We start from the raw sequence: 13349 nt of genomic DNA on the forward strand, positions 1-13349 counted from the left end.
TATATCAACATATCAACACACTTTTAAATTTGTTACCCCTTATTCTGAAAAAAATTTTAAATTAGCTGAAACTAACTATTTTAAATGGACATAAAACCACACGATGATCATATATATATAGAAGCACTTTTGAAGAACGACAGCAAAGTGCTCTCTACATTATATGCAAAATTTTCACCCAAAATTGTTGGCTATATAAAAAATAACAGCGGTGATGAAGATGCTGCACAAGATATTATTCAAGAAACTTTAGTTACCATTTATCATCAAGCAAAAGAGAAAAAATTTATACTTACATGTCCTTTTGATGCTTATTTTTTTTTATTATGTAAAAGACGTTGGTTAAATGAACTTAAAAAAAGAGGTAATAATAGGGTAACAATTATTGATGATATTACATCTATTAGTGAAGAGCAAGAACAGCAAGTTGAAGAAACTGAAATTTTTGAACAACAACATCAATTATTTGAGTTAAAATTTAAAGAATTAGGTGAAAAATGTCAAGAATTATTAAAAGCCACTTTTAAAATAAAATCTATGGAAGAAGTTGCTGATTTTTTAGGTGTAACTTATGGATATGCTCGTAAGAAGAAATCACAATGTATGGGGAAATTAACCCAACTTGTGAAAAATTCGAATGAATTTAATCAACTAAAAGCGTATTAAAATGGACGAAGCAAAATACATCCTATTCGATAAATATTTAAATAATGAACTGACTTCTGTTGAACTAAAATCTTTTGAAGATCAATTAGTTTCTGATGCAGATTTTAAGCACGAGTTTGAAATATACAAAGCCTTAGAAACTTCATTGGCTGCAAAATTTGAAAATGAACAAGAGGAAATTGAGTTAAGAAAAACACTTCAAAGTATAGGAAATCAACATATAAAAGCACCTAAAAAAGAAACAAAAGTTATTCCGTTATTTAATTATAAAAATTTATTGGTTGCAGCCAGCATTGCTGTATTAATTGGATTATTTATTTTTAACAACGGCAATCCGGTTTATGGTGATTTTGCAAATCATAACGCTTTAGAAATAGTTGTGCGAAGTGAAAATAATCAAGCCGTTGTTGCTGCAGAAGAAGCTTTTAATTCAAAGAAATATGAGGAAGCTTTACAACAATTAACTATTTTGTCTGATGAATATTCTGAAGATGTTGAAATTGAATTGTATAAAGGAATTTGTAATTTAGAGTTAAATAATTATACCGAAGCAAATCAAATTTTTACAGAAATTAGCAATGGAAAATCATCATTTTCAACCACAGCAACTTGGTACAAAGCGCTTATGTATTTAAAACAAGAAAAAATGGAGAATTGTAAAAAAGTATTACAAACTATTCCAGAAAGTGCTGAAGAATACACACAAGCTCAAAAATTATTAAAAAAATTATAATATAACTCCTCCTTAATTGGAAAGTTTTTTATGCATAAATTTTCTTAATGATTTTCTGTACTTAAAACAATCGTTTATTTTTGCAACATGATTATTACAGATACGCACACACACTTATATAGTGAACAATTTAATGAAGATAGAAATGAAATGATTCAACGTGCTATTGATGTTGGCGTTTCTCGCTTTTTTATTCCAGCTATAGATTCTACCTATTTAAATGCAATGTTAGATTTAGAAACTGCATTCCCTGAAAATATTTTTTTAATGATGGGTTTACATCCAACTCACGTAAAGGAAAACGTAGCAGAAGAATTGGCTTTTGTAAAAACTTGGTTAGATAAACGTAAATTTTATGCTGTTGGTGAAATTGGCATCGATTTATATTGGGATAAAACATTTTTAAAGCAACAACAACACGCCTTTAAAACGCAAATACAATGGGCGAAAGAAAAGAATTTACCAATTGTTATTCATTGCAGAGATGCTTTTGATGAAATTTTTGAAGTTTTAGAAACAGAAAATGATGATAAATTATTTGGAATATTTCATTGCTTTTCGGGAAATTTAGAGCAAGCCAAAAAAGCCATTTCATACAATATGAAATTAGGAATTGGTGGTGTTGTTACGTTTAAAAATGGAAAAATAGATCAATTTTTAAATGAAATTCCTATGGAACATATTGTTTTAGAAACTGATGCTCCGTATTTAGCGCCAACACCTTTTAGAGGAAAAAGAAACGAAAGTGGTTATATTACCAAAGTTTTAGATAAATTAGTGGATATTTATAACTTAAGTCCGCAAGAAATTGCAGCAATAACTACACAAAACTCTAAAAACATATTTGGAATCTAATAAAATTACATATTACAAAACACCTATTGGAACAGCAAAAATTGTTGGTGATGAAAATGGAATTTCTTCTATTTCTGTTATTGATGAGCAAATAGAAACTTCAAAAAAAACACCAGCTTGCTTAAAAGAATGTGTACAACAATTAGATGAATATTTTAAAGGTACAAGAACCGAATTTACTGTAAAGTTAAATGCAAAAGGAACCAAATTTCAGCAAAAAGTTTGGAACGAATTATTAAATGTTCCCTTCGGGAAAACCAAAACATATTTAGAACAAAGCAAACAATTAGGCGATGTAAAGGCTATAAGAGCAGTGGCTTCTGCAAACGGAAAAAACCCAATTTGGATTCTAATTCCTTGCCATAGGATAATTGGAAGCAACGGATCATTAACTGGTTACGCAGGTGGAATTTGGCGAAAAAAATGGTTATTAGAACACGAAAATCCATCAACACAACAATCATTATTTTAAACTATTTTTGTAAAAAGCACGTTAGTTTAAAAAATGAAAAAAGGTTTCTTCTTATTATTTTTAATTTCCACTGTGCCCTTGTTCGCTCAAACCGAATTGAGTTCAATAATTAAAAAAAAATACAACGTAAAAAATGATACTATACAAATTTCTCCTGTTAGCATTAGTCCTTATGGCTTTAAGGTATTATCGGATTTACAAACGGAAATAGATACATCTAACTATACTATCGATTTTTCAACTGCACTTTTAACTTTTAAACCAAACCTTCAACCCAAACCAACTGAAGTAACAATAGAATTTACACCTTATCCAGATTTTTTAACTAAAACATATTCTGTATTCAATAAAAAATTAATTGTTCCAAACACCACCTTTGAAAATAAATTATTTAGTTTACCTACTAACTATCAAAAATCAACTTACAAACCTTTTGATGGGTTAAATACAAGTGGAAATATAACACGAGGTTTAACCGTTGGAAACAATCAAAATGGTGTTACAAATGCTACGTTAGACTTACAAATTGAAGGAAAATTATCCGACAAAGTAACTTTAAAAGCCTCTATAATTGACACCAATTTACCCATTCAGGAAAATGGAAATACGTATAAATTAAATGAATTTGATAGAGTTTTTATTGAATTAGCGAGTGATACTTGGCAAATTAATGCCGGTGATATTTATTTAAACAATACCGAAACTTCATTTTTACGATTTCATAAAAAAGTATCTGGCCTTGCCGTAAACGCACAAATTAAAAACGAAAATTCTGAAATTAATATTGAAACATCTGGCGCAATTGTAAAAGGTAAATATAAAAAGATACAGTTTAACGGAAGAGAAGGAAACCAAGGTCCGTATAGCTTATCTGATTTAAACGATAGTTACATTTTAATTTTATCAAATACAGAACAGATTTATGTAAACGGAATTCAATTAAAAAGAGGTGAAGAAAACGATTATACGATAGATTATAATACGGCGGAGGTTACTTTTTCAACCACATTTCCTATTACGGCAAATATGAGAATTACTGCTGAGTATCAATACACCGATAGAGTTTACACGCGTTTTGTAACATATAATAACATAGATTATAACACCGAAAAACTTTCTGTAAGTGGTTATTTTTATAATGAGAACGATTTAAAAAATCAGCCATTAGAACAAGATTTATCTGATGAACAAAAACACTTATTAGCCAATGCTGGAAACAATAAAAGTTTGATGGTTTCACCTTCTGCTTATGAAGACAGTTTTTCTGAAGATAAAATTCAATACAAAAAAACAACCATTGGAACTGCTGAAGTATTTGAATATTCTACTAATGAAACAGATCAATTGTATAATGTTTCATTTACGTATGTAGGCGAAAATTTAGGAAATTACACCTTAAAAGATATAGTTGCTTATGGTAAAATTTATGAGTATGTAGGCGAAAATTTAGGAAATTATAATCCAGTTATACAGTTAACTGCGCCAGATAAATTACAATTATTTGTACTAAAAACTTTGTACAAACCAACACCAAAAACAACGGTAAATATTGAAACTGCTCTTAGTAGCAACGATCAAAATTTATTTTCTACTATTGATGATGAAAACAATAAAGGATTGGCTACAAAAATTGGTTGGGAACAAATATTGTTGCAAAAAAAATGGGAATTAAAAAGCAACTTGAAGTTTGATTATTTAAACGACCATTTTACAAGTATAGAACGCATTCAACCTGTTGAATTTAATAGAGATTGGAATATTGAAACTATTGACGGAACTCAAAAATTGCTTAATACTTCTTTACAACTTTCAAAACAAAAAAATAAGGTTATTTATGAATTTGAAAACTTAAAGTTTGGCGACTTTTTTACGGGGAACAAACATCATTTTTATGGAAATTTATTTATAAACAACCTTTCTGTAACATTTAACAATAGTATTTTAAATAGTGAATCAGCTTTAGAAAATGGTGTTTTCTCAAGAAATTTTATAGCAGCAAAATACCATTTAAAAAAAAGTTGGTATGGCGTTTTGTTTAATGCTGAAAACAATAAAAAAAGGGTAAATGAGCGTGGAACATACTCTAATTTAAGTCATAAATTTAACGAATACGAAGCTTTTTTAGGTGTTGGAGATTCCACAAAAGTATTTAGTCAAATTGGTATAAATTTTAGAACAACAGATAGTATTCAAAATAATAGATTTGAACGTGTAAATAACGCCAAAACGTATTATATAAAATCTACGTTTATCAACTCTAAAACCGCCAATTTAAATACTTATATTAATTACAGAACGGTTGAAAATGCGAATTACAAAAATGAGGAATCTTTAAATTCTAAAATTGTATATCAACAACAACTTTTTAAACAATTTTTAAGCTTAAGTACCACTTATCAAACATTGTCTGGTAATTTACCACAACAAGACTATACCTATATTAAAACAGAACCAGGGCAAGGTTTTTATACTTGGATAGATTATAACAACAATGAAATTAAAGAATTAAATGAGTTTGAAATTGCACAATTTCCTGATCAGGCAACTTATTTGCGTGTTATTTTACCCACTGTAAAATATATTGCAACACATCAAAATAAATTTATACAATCCATTGCTATTAATCCTCAACAATGGAATTTAAAAAAAGGAATTCAAAAACTTTTTTCCTATTTTTATAACCAAACCGCCATATTAATTGATAATAAGCAAAAAAAACAAACACATTTTAACCTCAACCCTTTTGATATTACTAATGACAATTTAATTGGATTAAATTTTAACGTAAACAATAACTTTTATTTTAACCGCGGTAAAAAACATTATTCTACCACCTATAATTATATAAATTCTCAAACTAAAAATACAACTACAATTGATAATTTAGAGAATAATTTAAAACTTCATAAACTAGAATTTGAACATAAACTTGGCAATTTTTGGCAATTAAATTTTGAAGTTAGTAATGCTAAAAACACTACAAATTCGTTAAATTATGTAAATAGGAATTACAAACTAAATAACAATTCTATTTTTCCAAAAATCTCCTATTATTATACTGATAATGTGTTTGTTTCTATTTTTTATGAATTTAAAAACAAGGAAAATAAACTTGGGGATTTTGAAACTTTGAAACTTCAAAATATAGGTTTTCAAACAAATTATGCCAATGGTGAAAACTATTTATTAAAAGCTGAAATAAACTTATTTAAAAATAAATTTACTGGTAATAACAATTCGCCAGTTGGCTATCAGATGTTAGAGGGTTTGCAGCCTGGAAATAATTATACTTGGAGTTTACTTTTTTACAAAAAATTAAACTCATTTTTAAATTTAAACATCAACTATTTAGGCAGAAAAAGTGAAACCTCAAAAACAATTCATACAGGAACAATTCAATTAAAAGCATTATTTTAATAAATAATTGCATTTGGTTTAATTATTGCTATTATATTTGAAAAAATTATTAAACCATATTTTATGAAGAGATTTCTATTTAGCTTAGTATTTTTAACCGTTAGTTTAGGCTTATTTGCTCAAAATGAAACAAGCCAAAATGAATTAAAAATTAACATGTCCAATTTAATAGGTTTTAAATGGCTTGATGTTGGTTATGAAAGAATTTTAAATGAAGAATCTTCAATTGGTATTGGCACACTTATTAGTTTAGACCATAGTGTTGATGGATTAGATGAATACAGAACTTTCTCATTAACTCCATACTACAGACATTTTTTCTCAAATAATTATGCACAAGGCTTTTTTGTTGAAGCTTTTACAATGTTGCATTCTGGTGAAGATGAAGAGTACTATAGTAATTCTGGTCCTTACGATACTATAACAAAAGATACATACACCGATTTTGCTGTTGGAATTTCTGTAGGTGCTAAATGGGTTACTACTCGTGGTTTTGTTGCTGAAATTTATGCTGGTATTGGTAGAGACATGTTTAACCAAAGTGATATTGAAGTTGTCGGTCGTGGAGGAGTTTCAATTGGTTATAGATTTCAATAATTAAGATACAACATAAAAAAAGCCGAGAAATTTCTCGGCTTTTTTTATGTTGTATAAAGTGTAATTAATCAGCTAAAATAATTACTTTATTATCTTTCATTTCAATTGTACCACTTTTTATTGGTAAACTAAACTCGCCTTTAATACTGTTAAATTTATTGGTATACTGTTCTTTAATTTTAACATTAGAACCTTTAAACTTAACCAAACCTTCTACTAATAAAGATACAATTGGCGCGTGATTATTTAACATTTGAAATTCACCATTTACACCCGGAACTGATATTAATTCAACTTCAGTATTCAATAATGTTGCTTCTGGTGATACTATTTCTAAAATCATTTTATCTAGTTTTTAGTTGTTAGTTTTTAGTTGTTAGTTTAAGTAGAATTCAACTTAAAACTTATAACTAAAAATTTAAACCTTTTTAAGCTTCAGCTAACATTTTTTCTCCTGCATCAATTGCATCTTGAATTGATCCTCTTAAGTTAAATGCAGCTTCAGGATATTTATCTAACTCACCATCCATAATCATATTAAATCCTTTAATAGTGTCTTTAATGTCAACTAAAACACCTGGGATTCCTGTAAATTGCTCAGCTACGTGGAAAGGTTGTGATAAGAAACGTTGTGCTCTACGAGCTCTGTGTACAACTAATTTATCTTCTTCAGACAATTCTTCCATACCTAAAATGGCAATAATATCTTGTAATTCTTTATAACGTTGTAATAATTCTTTTACACGTTGTGCACAGTTGTAATGTTCTTTTCCTAAAATTTCAGGAGTTAAAATTCTTGAAGTAGAATCTAATGGATCTACTGCAGGATAAATACCTAACTCAGCAATTTTACGAGACAATACAGTTGTTGCATCTAAATGGGCAAATGTTGTTGCAGGCGCAGGATCCGTTAAATCATCCGCAGGTACGTATACCGCTTGTACTGATGTAATAGAACCATTTTTTGTTGAAGTAATGCGCTCTTGCATTGCACCCATTTCTGTAGCTAACGTTGGTTGGTAACCAACCGCTGACGGCATACGACCTAATAACGCCGAAACCTCAGAACCAGCTTGTGTAAAACGGAAAATATTATCTACGAAAAACAGTACATCTTTTCCTTGTCCTTCTCCAGCACCATCTCTAAAATATTCAGCAATAGTTAAACCAGATAAAGCAACACGTGCACGTGCTCCTGGAGGTTCATTCATTTGTCCGAAAACAAAGGTTGCTTTAGATTCTTTCATTCCTGGTTTATCAACTTTAGATAAATCCCATCCTCCATCTTCCATAGAGTGCATAAAATCTTCACCATATTTAATAATTCCAGATTCTAACATCTCTCTTAAAAGGTCATTTCCTTCACGAGTTCTTTCACCAACACCAGCAAATACTGATAAACCACCGTGACCTTTTGCTATATTGTTAATTAATTCTTGAATTAATACTGTTTTACCAACTCCGGCACCACCAAATAATCCAATTTTACCTCCTTTTGCATAAGGCTCAATTAAATCTACTACTTTTATTCCTGTAAATAATACTTCTGTTGAAGTTGATAATTCATCAAATTTTGGGGCTTGACGGTGGATTGGTAATCCATTAACACCATCTTTAGGTAAATTACCTAAACCATCAATTGCATCTCCAATTACATTAAACAGTCTTCCATAAATATCTTTTCCAACTGGCATTTGAATTGCATTTCCTGTTGCAACAACTTCTGTACCTCTACTTAAACCATCAGTTGAGTCCATTGATATTGTTCTAACGGTATCTTCTCCAATATGAGATTGAACTTCTAATACTAATATTGAACCGTCCTTTTTAACAATTTCTAACGAATCGTATATTTTTGGAAGAACTGATTCAGAACCAAATTCAACGTCGATAACTGGACCAATAATTTGCGCAACTCTACCTGTAATCTTTGTCATTACTTTAACTGTTTATAATTTAGATAATTAATCTTTTTAGTTTGATCGTATTTTTCAGGTTGCAAAGATAGTTTTTTGATTTTATTTTGAAAAAAAAATATGCTGCTTTTTTGAAAAAAGAAACGCTCTAAAAATATTAGAGCGTTATTTATGAATAAAATACTTTACTATTTTATGGATTAATTGTCCACGAAATATAATATTGAGAACCAATTCTACCAGTACCAGGAGCGCTTGCATATTCTTTACCTCCTAAATTAGCACCTCCAACTTTGAATACTGATTTCCATTTTTCAACAGTATAATTAACTTGAGCATCAACAACAGTTTTTGCTTCAATAATTGCATCAGCAAAAGATGATTCCCATAAATATTCATCATTCCAACGAACATTTACATTAAATCCTAAATTTTCAATTAAGTTTTCATTACCTATTGAGAATTTAACTTTGTGCTCTGGCGTGTTAAATCCAGCTTCGTAATCTGGATCTGTACTTTGGTCAAAATCAAATTTTGCAAATGTATAGTTTAAACCAACTGTATAATCTCCAAACATTTTACTAGCCAATCCTATACTACCTCCGTAAGAAGCAATATCAGCAGTTGAATTAGTGTATACCTGAAATGGTTGGTAATCACCATTTGCAATTGCAATTAATGCTGCTGGTGTTGGTCCACCTAATTGTGCTGGTAATGGAATTATATCAGAAAAATCAACTTTTCCATATAAAGGAGAAACTACAGTTTTATTTCCAATAAAGTCTTCGTATTGATTATAATATGCGCTAACATCTAATGACAATTTACCAAATCCAGCCCTATAACCAATTTCGTAAGCTGTCACTTTTTCAGGTTTTACATAATCAAAATTTGCAATCTTTAACAATCCAGGATTTACATTTCCTTCTGCTGCTGCTGCCCCAAAAGCATATAATGATGTTAACGTATATGCATTTTCATAAGCTGCTCTACCAGATAACTGAACCGATGCTGGAATTCCAACCATTTGTGCTGTAGCACTTGTTGCTAAAGGATTTGTAGTGTACCTATCAAGATTATCAGGTGCTGAACCAACCAGAATTGCCTGACCAGCATCTAAACCAATATATTGATCTTGTGTTGTTGGGTTTCTAAAACCTGTTTGAAAAGACGCTCTTACATTTCGAGTTTTACCTTGCCCTAAAGAGTAAGATAAAGATACTCTTGGTGAAACGTTTCCATCAAAATTTTTGGCTTTATCATAACGTAATGATCCCGTAAATTTTAATCTATCATCAATAAATTTTTTCTGAACTTGTGTATAAGCACCATATTCATTATAATCAATAGGCCCGTCATAATCCGTAAATATTGTCCCTGAAGAATTTAATGAATATTGTCTCCAAGATCCTCCAAGTTGTATCTCAGCAAAATCAATAACATCAGTAAAGTTATAATTTGCATCTGCATGATATAATTTTGTTTGATCTTGAAACTTTGCACCTGTTAATAAATTAGGGTCTGATGTAACTGCTTTTAACGCTGCTTTAAATTCTGGTGTTCCTGGTTGTAATGTGATTGTAGCGTCTGCATTTTGCCTAGCAACAGCATGTGCAACTCCACTATCTCCTGGAGAAACACCAGAAATCTGACCTGTAATAGCTTGTAAATAAGTTCCTGCATAGGTACCAAACCATTCTGATGCATTGGCTTTATTCATATTAATCCCTGCAAAACGCATATCATAAGAGTCTCCAGCATCTTCATCTGTAATATAACCTCTTAAAAAGAAATTTTTATTTCTGATTTCTAATTTATGCTGTTGCATAAAAAAGTTATCAATTGCATATCTATTTGCTCCTTGATAAATGGTATTTCCATTTCCAAATTTTGCATTATAAATAATTTCTAAATCATCGGCAAAAGGCTTATAATGTAGCGCAATATCAACTTTAGCACTTTGCGCATTATAGTCTGTTAAATCAGATTCTTTATACCCTGTTCTTGAGACATTATCTTCAGGTAGGTAAGCACTTGAACCAGCTGGAATTTTACCAATGGATTCTAAATATTGCCCTACTCCTTTTAAATTTTTAAATGATGTAGCTGCTAAATTAACCTCATCACCATAAATGTTTGCTTGATCAAAAGCTGTTTGGTTTCCAATTGAAGAAATTATTGTATCCGGATTTCCTGCACCCATATCAATATATTGATTATAATCTGTAGCATGCCATTCCTCTCCTTTCAAAAAAGAAAATGAAGCTTTTGCTGCAAATTTATCACTAAACTTATAAGCCATTCTTATACCTGCGTCTACAAATTGATTGTCTCCGGCTGCCTTTTGCGAAGTTATCCCTGTTTTAACATAGCTACTAATTCCAGCTGATTCAAACGGGTTTTTACTAGTCATAAATAACACTCCATTAAAAGCATTAGCACCATATAATGCAGAGGATGCTCCAGGAAGTAACTCTACAGTACTAACATCTAATTCAGACATACCTAAAAGGTTCCCTAAATTAAAATTTAATGCAGGTGAAGAGTTATCCATTCCGTCAACCAACTGCATAAATCTAGTATTTGCAAATGTTGCAAAACCACGTGTATTTACAGATTTAAATGTAAAACTATTGGTGTTAACATCTACCCCTTTTAAGTTTTCTAAACCATCATAAAAAGAAGGAGAAGAAGTATTTTTAATTTCTCTTACATCCATTCTTTCAATAGTAACGGGTGACTCTAATATACGCTCGGGTGTTCTTGAAGCAGAAACAACAACTTCATCTAAAGCTGTAGCAGATTCATCTAATAATACATTTAAAATTTGATTAATTTTAGTTACTTCAACTGTTTTTGAAGAAAAACCAATTAATGAAATTTCTAATGAAAATGGGGGATTTTGAGCAATTTTTAAAGAAAAATTCCCATCAAAATCCGATGTTGTTCCAATTGATTTACCAGCAACTTTAATGTTAGCACCCGGAATTGGTTCCCCTGTTTTTGCTTCTTTAACAGATCCTGAAATTGTTGTTTGGGCAACCATAACTGACCCAATAAAAAGCGCAAATAATACACTTAATAATTTTTTCATAATATCCTATATAATTTTGATTAACTGACGCAAAATACAATTTTTTTCGAATTATAGTGAAAATCAACTAAAAAAAAGGATAAAAAAAAGTGTAATCTGTAATATTACACTTTTCAGTTTAAGAATATGATAATTACTTAATCCGTTACAAAGTTCCAAATTTGCCCAATTGTTTGACCGCCTTTATTGTCTTTCACAACAACTTTCCAGTAATAATTGGTTGAAGCGTTCACAGACACGGTTAAAGAATTTGCCGAGATATTATCCCCTAGTTTTGCTGTTGGCGGATTGGATGTTCCAACATATACATCATAGGTTAACGCATCAGAAGTATCCACATCACTAGCGGTCCATTCTAATGTAGCTGTAGCTGTTTGTACAGTTGCATTTAATACTGGTTTTACAAGTACTGGTGCAAAAGGTAAATGATTGGTTACTCCTGTTCCTTCTGTATAAAACTGAAATGTTGAGGAATAATTACTGGATGCATTTTTACTATCTGTAGCTTTTACTCTCCAATAATAAGCAACCCCTTTCTCTAATGCAATTGTTTGAGCCGCAGTTGTACTTGTTAAAGTATGTGCAATTTGAGAAAATTGATTGTCTTTGGCTACTTGTATTTGGTATGTAATTGTATTTCCTTCAGGATCTGATGAAACATTCCAAGTAAATGGCACCGAATTATCTATGCATAACATATTATTTGTTGGATATGTTAGTGTTGGTGTTGATGGAGCCTCATTTGTTTCTACAGGATCTGGAGGGGTATCTCCGCCGCCACCGCCGCCGCAAGAAATTAAAATACTCGTTAATGCAATTGTATATAAAAGTTTTTTCATTCGTTAAGTTATTTTATTTTTTAACTATTTTAAGTGTAATAGGATTATCTAAATAAACCTTTGCAAGATACAATCCTGCCGGTTTATTATCAATAGATAACTGTACTTTTCCTGAAATAATTGGATAGGTTTGTTTTGATAGTAATTGTCCATACGTATTGTATAAACCTATGGTTATTTCCTTTTCAGTTGTTGGCAACGTAATTTCAAATTGACCATTTGTTGGATTTGGATAGGCAACAATATTTTCCAATAAATTAATTGATTTAGAAAATACTCCCTCACAATCTACAGCTGTTTTTACCTGAAGTAAATCGCCTTGTTTTATTGATACTGAAAAAGAAGGTGCTGAGGTTTGTAATACTTGTTGATTATTTACAAACACATTAAACGGCGCAGTTCCTTGTTCCATTGTAATTTCAACTTTTGAAGCAGCAACGCTAGTTTTAGCTGAAACCGTTTTTCCAGGATCTATTTTAACAATATAACATTGTTCATACGTTTTTCCAGTTACTGTAATGCATACATTGTAGGTAGCTGGCTGTAAATTATTAACCGTTAAACTATTATTGGTAAAATTATAAGCAGTACCGTTAATACTCGCTACATACGGATAGGTTTCTTGTGCCGTAATTTTTAGTTGTCCGTTGTTTTTATTAGGACAGGTTTCGCTGATAGCTGTTACTGTAAAGTTAGATGCTGGTAAACTAAATATAGGACAACCTGTTGCGTTTACTTGAGATCCCAATGGTGTGTTGGG

At 30.5% G+C, this 13349-nt stretch carries 11 protein-coding genes; 6 read left to right on the forward strand and 5 right to left on the reverse strand.

Annotated elements, in window-relative coordinates:
* The first annotated feature begins 84 nt into the window (after window positions 1–84).
* From BM335_RS11645 to BM335_RS11670, 6 genes are all read left to right on the forward strand, one after another.
* Window positions 85–666, forward strand: a complete 582-nt coding sequence (locus tag BM335_RS11645) for an RNA polymerase sigma factor (protein WP_090227689.1) — start codon at window positions 85–87, stop codon at window positions 664–666.
* A 1-nt stretch (window position 667) separates the two neighbouring features.
* A complete protein-coding gene (locus tag BM335_RS11650; protein ID WP_090227692.1) occupies window positions 668–1399 on the forward strand; it encodes a tetratricopeptide repeat protein in 732 nt (243 codons plus the stop codon).
* Between the two features lie 87 nt (window positions 1400–1486).
* The gene (locus tag BM335_RS11655) at window positions 1487–2254 is read left to right on the forward strand and encodes a TatD family hydrolase (RefSeq protein WP_090227697.1); all 768 of its coding nucleotides are present in this window, start codon (window positions 1487–1489) and stop codon (window positions 2252–2254) included.
* Window positions 2244–2726: a methylated-DNA--[protein]-cysteine S-methyltransferase gene (locus tag BM335_RS11660; protein WP_090227701.1), complete on the forward strand. Its 483-nt coding sequence runs from the start codon at window positions 2244–2246 to the stop codon at window positions 2724–2726. The genes BM335_RS11655 and BM335_RS11660 overlap by 11 nt, the downstream gene beginning before the upstream one ends.
* 33 nt (window positions 2727–2759) lie before the next feature.
* Window positions 2760–6143, forward strand: a complete 3384-nt coding sequence (locus BM335_RS11665; protein ID WP_090227704.1) for a hypothetical protein — start codon at window positions 2760–2762, stop codon at window positions 6141–6143.
* Window positions 6144–6206: 63 nt separating this feature from the next.
* A complete protein-coding gene (locus BM335_RS11670) occupies window positions 6207–6740 on the forward strand; it encodes a DUF3575 domain-containing protein (RefSeq protein ID WP_143102418.1) in 534 nt (177 codons plus the stop codon).
* 64 nt (window positions 6741–6804) lie between these two features.
* Here BM335_RS11670 and BM335_RS11675 read toward each other — a convergent pair whose 3' ends face one another.
* The 5 genes from BM335_RS11675 to BM335_RS11695 form a co-directional block, all read right to left on the reverse strand.
* Window positions 6805–7083 (reverse strand): F0F1 ATP synthase subunit delta/epsilon, encoded by a 279-nt coding sequence (locus BM335_RS11675; protein WP_090227707.1) that lies wholly within the window; start codon window positions 7081–7083, stop codon window positions 6805–6807.
* Between the two features lie 85 nt (window positions 7084–7168).
* Complete coding sequence (gene atpD, locus BM335_RS11680; RefSeq protein ID WP_090227711.1) at window positions 7169–8677, reverse strand: F0F1 ATP synthase subunit beta; 1509 nt, start codon at window positions 8675–8677, stop codon at window positions 7169–7171.
* A 172-nt stretch (window positions 8678–8849) separates the two neighbouring features.
* A complete protein-coding gene (locus BM335_RS11685; protein ID WP_177219200.1) occupies window positions 8850–11750 on the reverse strand; it encodes a TonB-dependent receptor domain-containing protein in 2901 nt (966 codons plus the stop codon).
* A gap of 137 nt (window positions 11751–11887) precedes the next feature.
* Window positions 11888–12589, reverse strand: coding sequence for a glycoside hydrolase family 78 protein (locus BM335_RS11690; RefSeq protein WP_090223285.1), 702 nt, complete (start codon window positions 12587–12589; stop codon window positions 11888–11890).
* 13 nt (window positions 12590–12602) lie between these two features.
* On the reverse strand, window positions 12603–13349 hold a 747-nt coding region (locus tag BM335_RS11695; RefSeq protein WP_143102419.1), incomplete at its 5' end, for a T9SS type A sorting domain-containing protein.

It is taken from the genome of Lutibacter maritimus, from assembly GCF_900116115.1.
In the GTDB taxonomy this organism is placed as follows: Bacteria; Bacteroidota; Bacteroidia; order Flavobacteriales; family Flavobacteriaceae; genus Lutibacter; species Lutibacter maritimus.